13 protein-coding genes are annotated in these 14,024 nt (G+C 62.3%); 4 read left to right on the top strand and 9 right to left on the bottom strand.

The window, feature by feature from the left end; genetic code table 11:
- From AC1Y2B_RS09570 to AC1Y2B_RS09545, 6 genes are all read right to left on the bottom strand, one after another.
- Positions 1 to 1,347 (bottom strand): glucosamine inositolphosphorylceramide transferase family protein, encoded by a 1,347-nt coding sequence (locus AC1Y2B_RS09570; protein WP_482252856.1) that lies wholly within the window; start codon positions 1,345 to 1,347, stop codon positions 1 to 3.
- Between the two features lie 496 nt (positions 1,348 to 1,843).
- On the bottom strand, positions 1,844 to 3,034 hold the full coding sequence (locus AC1Y2B_RS09565; RefSeq protein ID WP_482252855.1) for a hypothetical protein: 1,191 nt from the start codon (positions 3,032 to 3,034) through the stop codon (positions 1,844 to 1,846).
- Positions 3,031 to 4,164 (bottom strand): amidohydrolase/deacetylase family metallohydrolase, encoded by a 1,134-nt coding sequence (locus tag AC1Y2B_RS09560; protein WP_482252854.1) that lies wholly within the window; start codon positions 4,162 to 4,164, stop codon positions 3,031 to 3,033. The genes AC1Y2B_RS09565 and AC1Y2B_RS09560 overlap by 4 nt, the downstream gene beginning before the upstream one ends.
- 48 nt (positions 4,165 to 4,212) lie before the next feature.
- On the bottom strand, positions 4,213 to 4,560 hold the full coding sequence (locus AC1Y2B_RS09555) for a bactofilin family protein (protein ID WP_482252853.1): 348 nt from the start codon (positions 4,558 to 4,560) through the stop codon (positions 4,213 to 4,215).
- 200 nt (positions 4,561 to 4,760) lie between these two features.
- Entirely contained in the window at positions 4,761 to 5,987 is a 1,227-nt protein-coding gene (locus AC1Y2B_RS09550) for a calcium-binding protein (RefSeq protein ID WP_482252852.1), read from the bottom strand.
- A 45-nt stretch (positions 5,988 to 6,032) separates the two neighbouring features.
- Complete coding sequence (locus AC1Y2B_RS09545) at positions 6,033 to 6,233, bottom strand: hypothetical protein (protein ID WP_482252851.1); 201 nt, start codon at positions 6,231 to 6,233, stop codon at positions 6,033 to 6,035.
- Positions 6,234 to 6,473: 240 nt separating this feature from the next.
- Here AC1Y2B_RS09545 and rlmN point away from each other — a divergent pair, with 240 nt between their 5' ends.
- The 3 genes from rlmN (at position 6,474) to AC1Y2B_RS09530 (ending at position 10,153) form a co-directional block, all read left to right on the top strand.
- Positions 6,474 to 7,649 (top strand): dual-specificity RNA methyltransferase RlmN, encoded by a 1,176-nt coding sequence (rlmN, locus tag AC1Y2B_RS09540; RefSeq protein ID WP_482252873.1) that lies wholly within the window; start codon positions 6,474 to 6,476, stop codon positions 7,647 to 7,649.
- A gap of 124 nt (positions 7,650 to 7,773) precedes the next feature.
- Positions 7,774 to 8,811 carry a fatty acid desaturase gene (locus tag AC1Y2B_RS09535; RefSeq protein ID WP_482252850.1) on the top strand — a complete coding sequence of 346 codons (1,038 nt, stop codon included), beginning with the start codon at positions 7,774 to 7,776 and terminating at the stop codon, positions 8,809 to 8,811.
- Positions 8,812 to 8,950: 139 nt separating this feature from the next.
- Positions 8,951 to 10,153 carry a winged helix-turn-helix domain-containing protein gene (locus AC1Y2B_RS09530; RefSeq protein WP_482252849.1) on the top strand — a complete coding sequence of 401 codons (1,203 nt, stop codon included), beginning with the start codon at positions 8,951 to 8,953 and terminating at the stop codon, positions 10,151 to 10,153.
- Positions 10,154 to 10,186: 33 nt separating this feature from the next.
- On the opposite strand, the gene AC1Y2B_RS09525 is transcribed toward AC1Y2B_RS09530, so the two are convergent.
- On the bottom strand, positions 10,187 to 10,969 hold the full coding sequence (locus AC1Y2B_RS09525) for an alpha/beta hydrolase (protein WP_482252848.1): 783 nt from the start codon (positions 10,967 to 10,969) through the stop codon (positions 10,187 to 10,189).
- Positions 10,970 to 11,082: 113 nt separating this feature from the next.
- Between AC1Y2B_RS09525 and AC1Y2B_RS09520 the strand changes: the two genes are divergently transcribed.
- Positions 11,083 to 12,561, top strand: a complete 1,479-nt coding sequence (locus AC1Y2B_RS09520) for an NAD-dependent succinate-semialdehyde dehydrogenase (RefSeq protein ID WP_482252847.1) — start codon at positions 11,083 to 11,085, stop codon at positions 12,559 to 12,561.
- Between the two features lie 48 nt (positions 12,562 to 12,609).
- On the opposite strand, the gene AC1Y2B_RS09515 is transcribed toward AC1Y2B_RS09520, so the two are convergent.
- Positions 12,610 to 13,392 (bottom strand): hydroxypyruvate isomerase family protein, encoded by a 783-nt coding sequence (locus AC1Y2B_RS09515; RefSeq protein ID WP_482252846.1) that lies wholly within the window; start codon positions 13,390 to 13,392, stop codon positions 12,610 to 12,612.
- A 6-nt stretch (positions 13,393 to 13,398) separates the two neighbouring features.
- Positions 13,399 to 13,968 carry a DUF1285 domain-containing protein gene (locus tag AC1Y2B_RS09510; RefSeq protein ID WP_482252845.1) on the bottom strand — a complete coding sequence of 190 codons (570 nt, stop codon included), beginning with the start codon at positions 13,966 to 13,968 and terminating at the stop codon, positions 13,399 to 13,401.
- Positions 13,969 to 14,024 lie beyond the last annotated feature (56 nt).

The following is a 14,024-nucleotide window of genomic DNA, read 5'->3' as shown; positions in this document are numbered from 1 at the left end:
TCAGGTATGCCGCACGTCCATGACGATCCAGCCATCCACGGCGTCGAAATGGTGACAGCCGTTTAGCCCCGGCGCGAAGTCGGGAGTGATGTGGCGCAGACGGCGCTCCTCATAATGGTCAAGGTCCAGCTGCACGATCTCCATCACGTTCAAGGCGCGTCCGTAAGATCCGCCGGAATTGTCCTGCGAAAAGCGCAGGAGGCGCCCGTTGGCCTGATGGATGCGCCCGCCGCCGCGGGCTGTCGAGGCGTCGGTGACCACGGGGTTCAGACGATGCGGAACCAGCCCGCCCAGGTCTGGGCCGTTCACCCGAAAGACATGCAGGTCGCTGCAAAAATCACCGAAACTGTCGCGCGAAATGTGGGTGAACAGCCACCATGTGCCATCCCGTTCAAGCAGAACGCTGTCGGCCACAGGAATGCCTTCAAACGCGGTGGCGTGAAGTTCCCAGACCGAGGGGAAAGCGGTGCAGCGCCAGATTTCCAGCCGTCCTGCCGCATGCACTTCGGGCATCATCAGCAGATTGCCCTCATGGTGAAAGACAAAGGGATAGGACATGTGATGCGGCTGTCTTAGCGCGGTCTGCACCTCGACCAATCCGGTTTCGGTGACGCGGCCGACGCTGATGTGCCCATGGCCAACGGCAGGGTCGACGTCTTCGAAAAAGCAGTGAACTGCGCCTTCGTGGACAATCAGGAACGGATCAGCCCAAAGGGACACCGGCGGCATGGGAACCGGGTGCGTGGCCGCCGGATCGAAATCAAGCGCGGTGCCGTGCCCCAGTTGCAGGCTGAACCCTTGCAGGAATTGGCCGCGCCGCTTTGCGATGTGTTTGCGGACCCGGTGCAATGACTTGCTGGCGGTGCGGGTCACATAGTCCCACGCGCCGGAAAGGTGGATCGGCGCCGCCGATAGCGCGGGACCCAGATCAGCCGGGACACCGTCCCGGGCGCAGCGCTTCAATTCCCGTAAGATCATCTGTGCCGATTTTTCGGACACATAGGCGGCGTTGTGCGTTGCCAGTGGTTTTGTGTCGTAGATCGCGCGGGCGATGACCTTTGGCGTGGCTGTGCCATCGAACCGGACCAGTGTTGCTTCGGTACAGCTTGCGCCAGCCAAGGCGGCCTGCAGCGGCGTCGCCATCACGCGCCACAACCCATGAACCGTATCCTCGGCCAGGGTTGGGTCGACCGCGCCCCCGCCCAAGTCGACGATGACGTCCATGGCCAAGCCCTTTGCTGCCACAGAAGGTTCGACCGTGACGGTGGCAAGGGTCGGCAAGGCACTGCGGTGCGGTGGTTTGACCAGAAACTTTTCTGCCAGAAGCAGCGGAAGAACGGTCCGCAACACCGGCTCTCGCGAAGGAGGCGGAGCGGCAAAAATCCTGACAGCGAAGCCCGGATCAAAGAGCACACCTGCCAGCAGCCGAACCGCCTGCGGTGGCAGTGCGCCGTCCGGCTGTGCGGCCACCATAACACCAAGCCGCAGGGCCCGGTCTACCGGTCCGTCGTCTTGCCGGACGGGTTGGGCAACTGGCATCTGACCTGCACCTCGTATGGATTGTCCCAATCCATCAGACAATATCGGGGCCGGACATTTGGCTCCCGCCCTTTGAAAAGCGCTCCGTCGTGGCATTGTCGTGGAAACCGCGCTTCTGCCAACCAAAACTGTCCTTCTCGCCGCCCGAGATGGACACAATGGTCGCGGACCGCGGCCCTGATGACACAGTCGCCAACCTGATCGCGAACAAAGGCCCCAATGCCGCAGGATCACCCGCGATTTGGAAACATGGTTGCTGAGGGGTTTGCGATCATCTGGCGCGGGTCATAGCAGGTGACCTGGATCACGGCGCTGCCGTCGCCCCGCCGAGCGCGGTCCTGATCCAGTCCAACCGTTTGGACGGCACCATTCCAAGATTGTAGAAGTTGTACCCATCGACCCAATTGCGCGCGGCGGTCACACGGGCCGCAAGATCGGTGCTATCTGCCACGTTGGGATGGAAAAGCTGGTAGCCGGCGATCAGCGTTTTCTTGGCGCCCAGCAGACGGCGTGCCTTTGCCATCACGGCGGAAATCCGGCTGTAGGGTGTGACATAGGCGCAGTGGATCACGCCATCGACAAAGGGGGCAATCGCCGCCACATCCACCCCGCCCCACCATGATCCCTCTGCGTCGATCAGCAGCAACTGCACGCCCTTTGGCACAACCGCCCTGATGTCCGCGATGAGAGCGGTCACGGGTTCACATCGCCATTGAAGAAAATCGTAAAGTGCCGGCAGCCCGCGAAACGCGGCGATGCCCTCGGCGGCGAAGGCGGGGAACCGGGCTTGGGGCAAGTCCCGTTCAAAGGCCGCGTCCAAAAGGTCTGCCGCAATGGCACGTGCCGCCTGACCGTCAACCCCGGCCGCCTTGGCGCGGGCCAGACAATGATCGCAAAAGCAGACCCCCAGCAGGAAAGCATCCTCAGGCAGGACAGGCAGGCCATCCTTTTCGTGGTGATAGCCATGGGAAAACCCCATGAAGTCCACGCTTTCCAGCTCGATCCGGTCGGGGCGGTAGCGTTCGGCAATTTCCTGGATCATGCCCGTGACATAGGCCCTCGCCGCCGGGCTGGAAGGGCAAAGCCCGTAATATTGCGGGTCGCCGTGTGCGGTCCGCAGCACATGGCCGGGATGCAGCATGCCAAGGCGTGTGTTGTGCAAACAGACGGTCCAGCAGCTGAGCCCCGGCCCGCCCTTGTCGCGTAGGGCCACCAAAGCGGCCAGTTGATCGCCCTCGACCCCCACGATGTCGGCTTCCAGCGGCACGATTTCGGCTTCGGACCAGCGTGCAGCATCCACCTTGTAGTAAACCGTACCATCCTGAGGGAAATAGACCCGCCGCTTGGGGTTACCCGGCTGCAGGAACCGCCCGGCATGATAGGATGTGGCAAGGCTAATCATGGTGCAGCCAACCTCTGCCAAGGAAGCTGCGACCTGCTCTGCCCCCAGATCATGCAGGTCCCAGGGATAGGTCCAGACGGAAACCTTGCTCATGTTCCAGCCGGCTCCCAGCCGCCGCAAATGACCATGCCCCTGGCGCTCAGCCGTTGGGGATGGGGCAAGACCTCACCCCGCGAGTCTTCCAGATCAATCGGTCGGTTCTCCAGCGTGATCACGCTGGCGTCGCCGATGGCCCCGGGGGCCAAAGTTCCCAGATCCGGTCTGCGCAAGGCAAAGGCCGAATTTACCGTCGCGCGCGCGATGACATCCGGCAAGGACATGCCAAGGGCCAGAAACTTTGTCATCGTGGTCAGCAGGTCCCAGGCCGGGCCGTGAATGCACATGGCGTGGACGTCGGACGAGATCGTATCCGGCCAGAACCCTGCTGCCGTCATCTTGCGCGCGGTGTCCCATGAAAAGGACCCCATGCCATGCCCGATGTCAAATAGCACGCCGCGCTGCCGCGCCGCCAAAACCGCAGCGCGGATAGATCCATCGGCATGACAGGGCGCGTTGGGGAACGGGCGGAAGCAATGGGTCAGAACATCCCCCTGGCGCAGGCGGTCCACCACATCGGCATAGGTCGGCGGCGGCTCGTCGATATGAACCATCAGGGGCAGGCCCGTCGCATCCGCTACATCCAAAGCTACGTCAAGCGGCTGGATGCCGGACGGGCCGCTGGCATGGCGCCCGACGCGGACCTTGATGCCAATGATGCAGTCCGGGTTCGCCCGCGCGACCGCCACCGCCTCGTTTGCGGCCATCAGGCGCATGTCCTGACTTTCCCCGACCATGATCGTCGGCGAGAAGGCATAGATCCCGGCAAAGGACACGTGCAGATAGACCAGCACCCGTGATCTGGCCCGCTTGATCACGTGGGCCCGAAACCCGGCGAAGTTGCCCGGCCCCGCACTTCCCGTATCGACGCTGGTCGTCACCGCCGACTGCCGGGCATAGGCGTCCACCTCGACGCCCAAAGAAGTTCCGCCCCAATAGACATGCGTGTGCAGGTCAATCAGTCCCGGTGTCACGATCAACCCGGTACAATCGCGCATCTCGCGGCCATGCAGCGAGGGTGCGACGGCGGCGACCCGCCCATCGTCAAAGGCCACATCCGCGACCCGGTCGATGCCTTGCGAGGGATCAATCACCCGGCCGCCAACCAGGACCAGATCATGCGCCATGTCGTTCTCCCGTCTGACGTCCTAAAGCGTGCAACGCCTGTCGTCGTGTCAGATTCTGCGCTTCAGGCTTCCTTCCAACAGGGCGCCGCTTTCAATGGTGATCTTCTCATGCGTTATGTCCGCCTTCACCCGGGCGGAACCGGCAAGCGTAACTGACTTTGCCGCAATCGATCCGTCAAGGCCACCCAAGACCGTCAGGCCAACTGCTGTGACCTTGCCAACAAGCTGTCCGCTGGCCGCGATCAGAACCTCCGGCGCCTGCACGGTGCCGGTGACCTTGCCCAGTATATCGACGGGCCCGATTGCGCTGATATCGCCCTCAATCTCCAGATTCTCTGCCAGGATTGAGCGCTTTGCGCCGGCATCTGCCGCGACTGGCCATTTCGGTGCCGTCATCTCTGTGCTCATCGCCTGTCGACCATAGCCTTTTGATCATGGCGTCCATAGGACCAGAAGGCCGCGTCGCGTCAATCACCCGGTGGACTTGCGTTGGAAATCGGCAAGCGAACGCCGCCGGCGGGCAGTTTGCAGTGGCATCTGGTCCTGCGATTTGACGGCGCTGTGCGAACAAAGGGACAGCTGCCCGATGACTTGGATCAGGTCAGATCATAGGTCTGGAAGGTGAAGAAGCCGGATGTGCCGCCGATCTCGACCAGCCTAAGGGCATGGGCGCTACCATTGCCGTCGGGATCGAAATAAAACCACGAATCGTCCGAATGAAAGATCCTGACTGCTGCCGTGCTGGGTGTCGTGCCGTGGACGTTCGACTCGAACTGTGCGGTGCTCAGTCCACCCGCCAGTAGGTCCGCTGCCCAGGAGGTCGGGATCCAGACGACATCGTTGGCCCCGACACCCAGAAGTTTGTCGCCATAGCCGGACATTGCCTTGGGCGTATCAAACACGAACCAGTCCAGCCCGGGGCCGCCGGTGATCGTGTCTTGACCGGCACCGCCATGGAACGCGTTGAAACCGGCGCCGCCAAACAGCTTGTCGCGTCCGTCGCCGCCGTAGAGAAGGTCATAGCCCGCCACGCCATAGATCGGGTCATTGCCGGCATTGCCCCACAGGGAATTGTCACGCCCGTTGCCCATGAGCCGGTCGCCGTAATCCGACCCGCCAAGGTCTTCAAAACCGCTGACCGTCTCGGTTTGGCCATAGTCATCGTCAATCACCTGACCTGCGGCATTGGCAAGGTTGACGTTGACACCGTGGCCGTCCGGCGCCGCAACATCCCAGAAGACCAGAACATCTTCCCCGCCGCCGCCCATCAGTTGATCCCGCCCGGACCCGCCTTCCAGAGTGTCATTCCCTGCGCGGCCATTCAGCGAGTCATTGCCATCATTGCCGTAAAGCTGGTCGCCGCCGCCACCGCCGGTCAGGGTATCGTTGCCGCCATCGCCAAAGAAGGCGTCATCATGCGAGCCGCCTTTCAGCACATCGGCATGGTCTGACCCTTCGAACTTCTCCACACCGAAGACGTTCTCGACATTGCCAAAGCCGTCGTCCTGAATCGTTCCAGTCGCCAGCGACAGATCAAGGTGAACCCCGTGCTGGTTTGCCGACGCATCCAGAAAATAGACGCCGTCATTCCCTGGCCCGCCGTAGTACAGATCCTGCCCGGAGCCACCGTTCATCCAATCATCGCCGCCGTTGGCACGGATCGTGTCGTTGCCCTCATAGCCAAGGATGGTCTTGCTTTGGTCATTGCCATTGATCCGGTCGTCTCCCGCACGCAGGACGGCGTAGAGTGCATCGGTATCCGGTTCGACCTTGCTAGCCACGCCACTCGTCAGGCCGAAGCCGTAGGTGAGATAGTCTGTCAATGCAGCATCCAGCCCGGAATAATGCGCGTAGCGCGTCGTACCAGCTTAGACATCCAGGCTGGTCACAGTTCCCCCGATGGCGATGCCTTCGGCGTCATAGGCAAACCCCGTCCCGGTCACGGTGACCGCATAACCGGGCAGGGACAGATACACGAAGGAATCGCCCGAGCGGCTTTGAATGGACCCACCTACCGGACCGTCATAGCTGTCCCAGTCGGCGTTGCTGAGGATGTTGAAAATGGCCATGGAATACTTTTGCCTTTGGTGATGAAGATCTGTCGACCTCAGCCCGAAGAAGCCCACGGACCTGCCCACCTGTAAAGAGAGCCGTCCGGAGATGTCGCCCGAGCCACGGCCGCAACACGCACAAGGCGCAATCTTGGGCCACCGCAACCCCCTTCGGCGCGCAGCCTGTTTCCTTTTCGGCTGCGCTGTCCTATATCAGCCGATCAATCACGGAAGTTCCCCACCATGTCCGATTCCGGCATCCTCGCCTCGGCGCCCATCACCCAAGACGTGCTGACCCTGCCGCGCAAGCTGCCCGAGGGCGGCAAGACCAACATCATCGGCCTGACCCGCGACCAGTTGCGCGAAGCGTTGATCGCCGCGGGCACTCCGGAAAAACAGGCCAAGATGCGGGTGGGCCAAGTCTGGCAATGGGTCTACTATTGGGGCCTGCGCGATTTCATGGCGATGAGCAACCTCGCCAAGGACTTCCGCCTCATGCTGACCGAGACGTTCAGCATCGAGTTGCCCGAGGTGGTGACCCGGCAGGTCTCGGAAGATGGCACGCGCAAGTATCTTGTGCGGATTGCCGGCGGGCACGAGGTTGAGGTGGTTTATATCCCCGAGACCGATCGCGGCACGCTGTGCATCTCGTCTCAGGTTGGCTGCACGCTGACTTGTTCGTTCTGCCACACCGGCACGCAAAAACTGGTGCGCAACCTGACGGCTGGCGAAATTGTCGGTCAGGTCATGCTGGCCCGCGATGATCTGGGCGAATGGCCGATCAAAGGCCAGCCCAAGCCGGAAATCCGGCTGGTGTCGAACGTCGTGCTGATGGGCATGGGAGAGCCCTTGTACAACTTCGAAAACGTCCGTGACGCGATGAAGATCGTGATGGATGATGAAGGCATCGGGCTTGGTCGTCGCCGCATCACCCTGTCCACCTCGGGTGTGGTGCCGGAAATTGCCCGCACTGCCACGGAAATCGGCTGCCTTCTGGCCGTGTCCTTCCACGCCACCACGGACGAGGTGCGCGACAAACTCGTGCCCGTGAACAAGAAGTGGAACATCGCCACCCTCTTGGACGCCCTGCGCGCCTATCCCGGACTGTCGAATTCGGAACGGATCACGTTTGAATACGTGATGCTGGACGGGGTGAACGACACCAAGGAAGACGCTTGGCGGCTGGTCAAGCTGCTGGAGGGTATTCCGGCCAAGGTCAACCTGATCCCGTTCAACGAGTGGCCGGGCGCGCCGTACAAGCGGTCGTCGGGCAACCGGATCCATGCGTTTGCCGATATCATCCACAACGCCGGCTACGCCTCGCCCATCCGCACTCCGCGCGGTGAGGATATCATGGCGGCCTGTGGACAGCTCAAATCCGCGACAGAAAAGCAGCGCAAATCCGCCCTGAAGGCGGCACCGGCGGCGGAATAGGCTTTCACGGAGGCGGCAAAAGGTCCACAATGCCGCCCACACCCGGGCAAGGTCCCGGCCCCTCAGAGCGAAAGCTGAACCTTGCGTCCTGCCTTCCCTCTGTGCCTTTCACATAGGCTCCTGAATGACCAATGACACTAACGCCGCGCATTCGCGGCAGGAAAGCGCCCGGCAATGGGTGCTTAAGCTTGCGCGCTACCGTGAACCCTCGACCTTCCGCAGTCTGTTTGAACTGTCGGTAACGCTGGTTCCCTTTCTGTTGCTTTGGGTGCTTGCCTGGGCGGCTTTGGAGGTTTCGCCATGGCTGTCGCTGGCCCTTGCCATTCTGAACGGCGGCTTTCTGGTGCGGATCTTCATCATCCAGCACGATCTTGGCCACGCGTCCTATTTTGCCAACCGGACCTTCTCGGACTGGCTGGGCCGCGCCTTGGGCGTCATCACGCTGACACCTTATGACGTCTGGAAGCGCACCCACGCAATCCACCACTCCCATCATGGCAACCTCGACATGCGCGGCATAGGCGATGTGCTGACCCTGACGGTGGAGGAATACCGCGCCCGCAGCCGATGGGGACGCCTGATGTACCGGCTGTATCGACATCCGGTCATCTTGTTCGTGCTTGGCCCCAGCTATCTGTTCATCCTGCAGAACCGCCTGCCTTTCGGATTGATGAAATCCGGGTGGCGCTACTGGACCTCGGCCATGGGGACCAATGCCCTGATCGTGCTGATCGTCAGCCTGATCCTGTGGCTGGGGGGGCTGATGCCCTTGCTGCTGATTTACATCCCGACCTCGGTCATCGGGGCGACCATTGGCGTCTGGCTGTTCTACGTCCAGCACCAGTTCGAAGAAACGCACTGGGCGAAAGAGCCGGAATGGCAACTGCACGATGCGGCGCTGGAAGGGTCCTCACACTACAAGCTGCCGCAACCGCTGCAGTGGCTGACTGGCAACATCGGCATCCACCATGTGCACCACCTCTACAGCCGGATTCCCTTCTATCGCCTGACCGAAGTGTTGCGCGATCAGCCAGAACTTGCGAAGGCACAAACGTTGACCATTCGTCAAAGCCTGTCCTGCGTGAAGCTGAAACTGTGGGATGAAAAGACCCAGCGCTTGATGAGTTTCCGTGAAATGCGCTGCCTTTACGGCATCAACTAAACTGGCTCAGTCCTGCGCAAGTAACCTGTCCGGGGCCGGGGTGTGCAAACCCCGCACGGTTCCTGACGGCGAAGTCACTGATACCCCTGACCCTGTGGTGCCGCTTGGCCCCCGCCCAAGTGCCTGCTAGCCTGCCGTGATGCTGATATCCAACCCGCTTGCCCGCCGCCTGTTCCTTGACCGCCACGCCCTGTCCGAGGCGCCCACCGGCCCCGCCTCGGGGACCGCGCTGGCCGCCTTGATCGACCGGATCGGCTTCGTGCAGGTCGACAGCATCAGCACGGTGGAACGCGCGCACCACATGATCCTGTGGTCACGCCGCCAAAGCTACAAACCCGAGGCGCTGCAGCGGCTGATCGAGAAGGATCGCGCCCTGTGGGAGCATTGGACCCACGACGCCTCGATCCTGCCGATCCATCTTCATGGCCACTGGCACCACCGCTTCGCCCATGACGCTGAACGTCTGCACGGCAACTGGCGCAAGTGGTTCCGCGAAGGGTATGAGACGCAGTTCGACACGATCTTGCGGCGGATCGAACAGGACGGCCCGCTGACCACAGCCGATGTCGGCGAGGGCGAGGTGCGCGGGAAGGGCGGCTGGTGGGACTGGCATCCTTCGAAGACAGCACTGGAATGGCTGTGGCGCACCGGTCAACTGGCGATCGCCCGGCGCGAAAGCTTCCGCAAGGTCTATGACCTGTCGCACCGCGTCATCCCCGAGCCGCACCGCGCGCCTTTGGGGGATCGGGCCACGATGGTGGACTGGTCGTGCACTGCGGCGCTGGACCGCCTGGGGTTTGCCGATACCAGCGAGCTTCGGGCCTACTGGCATCTCATCACGCCTGAAGAAGCGAAACTTTGGGCGAGGGCCGCGATAAATCGCGGCGCGGTCGTGCCGGTTGAAATCGAGGGCGCCGATGGTAGCCGCAAGCGCAGCCTCGCCCGGCCGGATGTGCTGCAGGCGGCGGCGAACGCGCCGGAACCCGTCAACCGCCTGCGCATCCTGTCGCCCTTCGATCCCGCCCTGCGCGACCGCGATCGGGCCGAGTTCCTGTTCGGCTTCCGCTACCGGATCGAAGTCTTCGTCCCCGAACCGCAGCGCAAATACGGCTACTACGTCTTTCCGGTGATGGAGGGCGACCGCCTGATTGGCCGCATCGACACCAAGGCCTTCCGCGACGAGGGCACCTTGCGCATCCGGGCCTTCTGGCCGGAGGCCGGCGTCGCCATGGGCAAGGGCCGGCTGACGAAGCTGGAGGGCGAACTCGACCGTCTCGCCCGGTTCGCAGGATGCGACCGGGTGGCGTTCAATGACGACTGGCAGCACGAGACTTTGGCGTAGAATGGATATTTGGACCTGGATGAATCGGAAAGGTCAGAGCCCTTGCAGGCAAGTGTTGATCAGGATCGAGGCCGGATCGGCCAGATCGTCGATGACGTCGAAATGATGCAGACCGGGGGCGACGGTCCACTGGCAGGACCATTCCTCGGACAGGGTGCGGGCTTGCCAAAGGAAGGCCGGGCGTTCGTTGCCACCCACCCAGACATGCGCTTCACAGCCTTCGCGCAGGGCAAGCCGGGCCGGGCTTTCGCTGGCGACTTCGGCGGGGTCGAGCTGCAGATCGGCATTCATGGCGGTTTGCCGCAAAGGCTCCAGTTCCGACAGCGGCGAGATTGGCACCACGCGGCGCACCTGCGGCAGGGCCACATCGGCGCAGCCCATGCGGGCCGAAAGGTGACCGCCGGCAGAGTGGCCGGTCACCACGACCGGACCGGCGACAAGGGCCGCAGCGGCGGTGACGGCCCGCGCCACCTCTTGCGTGATCTGCGCGATGTGGGCCTGCGGTGCCAGCGTATAGGACGGCATCGCACAGGCCCAGCCCCGCGCCAGGGCACCTGCGGCAAGGTGCGACCAGGCATCGCGGTTGAAGGCCATCCAATAGCCGCCATGGACAAACACGAGCAAGCCGCGTGTCGAACCCTGAGGCCGGAACAGGTCGAAGCGGTGACGCTCGCCCGGGCCGTAGGGCAGGCCAAGCTCGGCCCTCGCCCCCAAGCTGTCACGGAAGCCTTGCGCCGCGGCCTGCCATTTCGGTGGAAAGGCATCAGCCCCCGCAATGAAGGCTCCGTTCTGATAGGCCCGGTCCAAGTCCTGCATTTTCAACTCCGCTTCCAGATTTGATCAAACCATAGGTCCAGAACCCGCCCGGGAACTAGACTTTTCTGCGGCTCTCCGGCATTGCAGTGCAAACGAGATTTGGAGGTCCACTCATGCTCGATTCCGTAACCGATCTGCGCGCTATCCTCAAAGACCCATCGCTGGTTCCCAACAAGGCCTATGTTGCCGGGGAATGGGTGGATGCGGCGGATGGGGCGACCTTCCCGGTGACCAACCCGGCACGTGGCGACGTGATCGCCCTGGTGCCGAACCTGACCCGCGTCGATGCCGCCCGCGCCATTGCCATGGCCGACAAGGTGCGCCACGAATGGGCCGCCCGCACCGGCAAGGAACGCGCCGCCGTGCTGCGCAAGTGGTATGAGCTGTGCATGGAGAACCAGGACGATCTGGGCATCATCCTGACCGCCGAACAGGGCAAGCCGGTGGCGGAAGCCAAGGGCGAAGTGGCCTATGGTGCCAGCTACATCGAATGGTTCGGCGAAGAGGCCAAGCGCATCTATGGTGAGACGATCCCGGGCCACCAGCGTGACAAGCGCATCACGGTGATCAAGCAGCCAATCGGCGTTGCGGCTTCCATCACGCCGTGGAACTTCCCGAATGCGATGATCGCCCGCAAAGTTGCCCCGGCTTTGGCGGCTGGCTGCGGCTTCGTCTCGCGCCCTGCCGCGGAAACGCCGTTGTCGGCGATTGCGCTGGCAGTTCTGGCGGAACGGGCTGGCGTGCCGGCTGGGTTGTTCTCGGTCATCACCTCGAAACGCTCTTCCGACATTGGGAAAGAGTTCTGCGAGAACCCGGCGATCCGCAAGCTGACCTTTACCGGCTCGACTGAGGTCGGTCGCATCCTTCTGCGCCAAGCCGCGGAACAGGTGCTGAAATGCTCGATGGAGTTGGGCGGCAATGCGCCCTTCATCGTCTTCGATGATGCAGACCTCGACAAGGCCGTCGAAGGCGCGATGATTTCCAAGTTCCGCAACAATGGTCAGACCTGTGTCTGTGCGAACCGGATCTATGTGCAGGCCGGGGTCTACGATACCTTTGCCGAGAAACTGGCGGCCGCGGTCAAGAAACTGGCGATTGGCGATGGGCTGACGGCTGGCACCACCACCGGCCCGCTGATCAACGAAGACGCTGTGCTGAAGGTCGAAGAGCATATCGCCGACGTTCTCGCCTCGGGTGGCCAGATCGTCACCGGTGGCAAGCGCCATGCTTTGGGCGGCACGTTCTTTGAGCCGACCGTGGTGACCGGCGTTCTGCCGACCGCCAAGGTCGCGACCGAGGAAACCTTCGGCCCGCTTGCCCCGCTGTTCAAGTTCGATACCGAGGAAGAAATCATCCGCCGCGCGAATGACACGATCTTCGGGCTGGCCAGCTATTTCTACTCTCGCGACATCGGCCGCATCACCCGGGTGCAAGAGCAGCTGGAATACGGCATGGTCGGCGTGAACACCGGCCTGATTTCCACCGAGGTTGCGCCCTTTGGTGGCGTCAAGCAGTCCGGCCTCGGCCGCGAGGGCAGCCATCACGGGATCGAAGACTACATGGAACTGAAATACATCTGCCTCAGCGTCTGAGGCAGATTGACCAAAGGTGTTGGCCCCAAGGGGCCGACACCCGCCTGATCAGGACCCCGTGCCAATCATGCGATCGCGCGCCTTCAACGCGTTCAGCCAACCCAAGCCATGCACGGTGGCCCGCGCCGGTCGGTATTCGGCGGCGACCCAGCCCGCATAGGCTTGCGCATCCAGATCCCGGAACATCGCGGTCAGATCGAAGCCGCCGCCACCCGGCTCGGCCCGGTTTGGAAAGCCGGCGATCTGTACATGATTCACCAAGGCATGATGCTTTTCCCATACGGATTGCGCATCACCGTGAATGCGAGCGGCATGCCACAGATCGAACTGCAATCCGATCCTGGGGTTGTCGAGGTCCTGCAGAATGCGCGCGGCCTGATCGAAATCATTCAGGAAATAGCCCGGCCAGTCTTCGGCGTTCAGCGGCTCGATCGTGAATGACAGGTCCGGGGCAGTCTCCGCCGACCAAGCCAGATTTTCAGTGAAAATCTGCGTGGCCTGCGGACCCTTGGCCACGCCAGCCATGATGTGAACCTTGCCCGCCCCCAAACGGGTCGCAAGATCTGCGGCGCGCAAGAAATGCTCGCGGAACTGGTTTTCCATCCCGGGCACCGCCGCATGGCCACGGTCGCCCGACGCCCAATCCCCGGGCGGCGTGTTGATCAGCGCCAGCGGCATCCCGGCAAGTGCCGCCTGCCAGTCTTTTGCGGGATGGTCATAGGGAAACAAGATCTCTACGCCATCAAACCCCGCCTGAGCAGCCAGACCGGGCCGATCAAGGCTGGGGACCTCGGTGAACAACATCGTCAGATTGGCGGCGTAACGGGGCATGTACTCTCAAGTCAGGTCGGCGGAAGGGATCACTTTAAAGAACTGGCCGTGTGACCAGAGGCCAAACCAGCTTTGACCGTCTTGCACCTCATGGCAACCCAATTCGATCAGGCGGTAGAAGCTCTTGCGGTCAATCAATGCGTAAAGACCAGCCCTCACGTGGATATAGGGGGCAGGTTCTGCGTCAATCATGCGGATGTCGATGGGGTGGTCGGCGTCTGCGTCGACATGATCCTCGGTTTTCGTGACAAAATGCAGGATTTGGTCGCGGCCTTCGCCCGACGCAGAAAAGTCCACAGCCAGCAGGGGGGCGTCATCAACCTTGATTCCCACTTTCTCGACCGGGGTGACAAGAAAGAAAGCCTCGCCTTCGCGCTTCAGGATCGAGGAAAAGAGTTTCACCATAGGGGCGCGGCCAATGGGCGTGCCAAGGTAGAACCAGGTCCCGTCACGCGCGATGCGCATGTCGATATCGCCGCAAAAGGGCGGATTCCACAGGTGAACTGGCGGTGGGCCTTTCTTTGCGGCCTTCGTGACGGCGGAAAGCAGCGCCTCGGCGTCGGGTTTCACGATCATTTGTGGATTTTTGCCTTTTGCCGTTTGTGCCTGCGGTCAGGATTGGCTTTAGTGTC

It is taken from the genome of Stagnihabitans sp., assembly GCF_964946895.1.
The sequence above is the reverse complement of the archived record's forward strand: the minus strand, read 5'-3'. Positions and strand labels throughout refer to the sequence as shown.

Coding starts and splice junctions, on each gene's coding strand:
- AC1Y2B_RS09565 (WP_482252855.1), bottom strand. CDS start 3,034: ATGAGCAAGGTTTCCGTCTGGACCTATCCCTGGGACCTGCATGATCTG.
- AC1Y2B_RS09560 (WP_482252854.1), bottom strand. CDS start 4,164: ATGGCGCATGATCTGGTCCTGGTTGGCGGCCGGGTGATTGATCCCTCG.
- AC1Y2B_RS09555 (WP_482252853.1), bottom strand. CDS start 4,560: ATGACGGCACCGAAATGGCCAGTCGCGGCAGATGCCGGCGCAAAGCGC.
- AC1Y2B_RS09545 (WP_482252851.1), bottom strand. CDS start 6,233: ATGGCCATTTTCAACATCCTCAGCAACGCCGACTGGGACAGCTATGAC.
- AC1Y2B_RS09535 (WP_482252850.1), top strand. CDS start 7,774: ATGACCAATGACACTAACGCCGCGCATTCGCGGCAGGAAAGCGCCCGG.
- AC1Y2B_RS09530 (WP_482252849.1), top strand. CDS start 8,951: ATGCTGATATCCAACCCGCTTGCCCGCCGCCTGTTCCTTGACCGCCAC.
- AC1Y2B_RS09525 (WP_482252848.1), bottom strand. CDS start 10,969: ATGCAGGACTTGGACCGGGCCTATCAGAACGGAGCCTTCATTGCGGGG.
- AC1Y2B_RS09520 (WP_482252847.1), top strand. CDS start 11,083: ATGCTCGATTCCGTAACCGATCTGCGCGCTATCCTCAAAGACCCATCG.
- AC1Y2B_RS09515 (WP_482252846.1), bottom strand. CDS start 13,392: ATGCCCCGTTACGCCGCCAATCTGACGATGTTGTTCACCGAGGTCCCC.
- AC1Y2B_RS09510 (WP_482252845.1), bottom strand. CDS start 13,968: ATGATCGTGAAACCCGACGCCGAGGCGCTGCTTTCCGCCGTCACGAAG.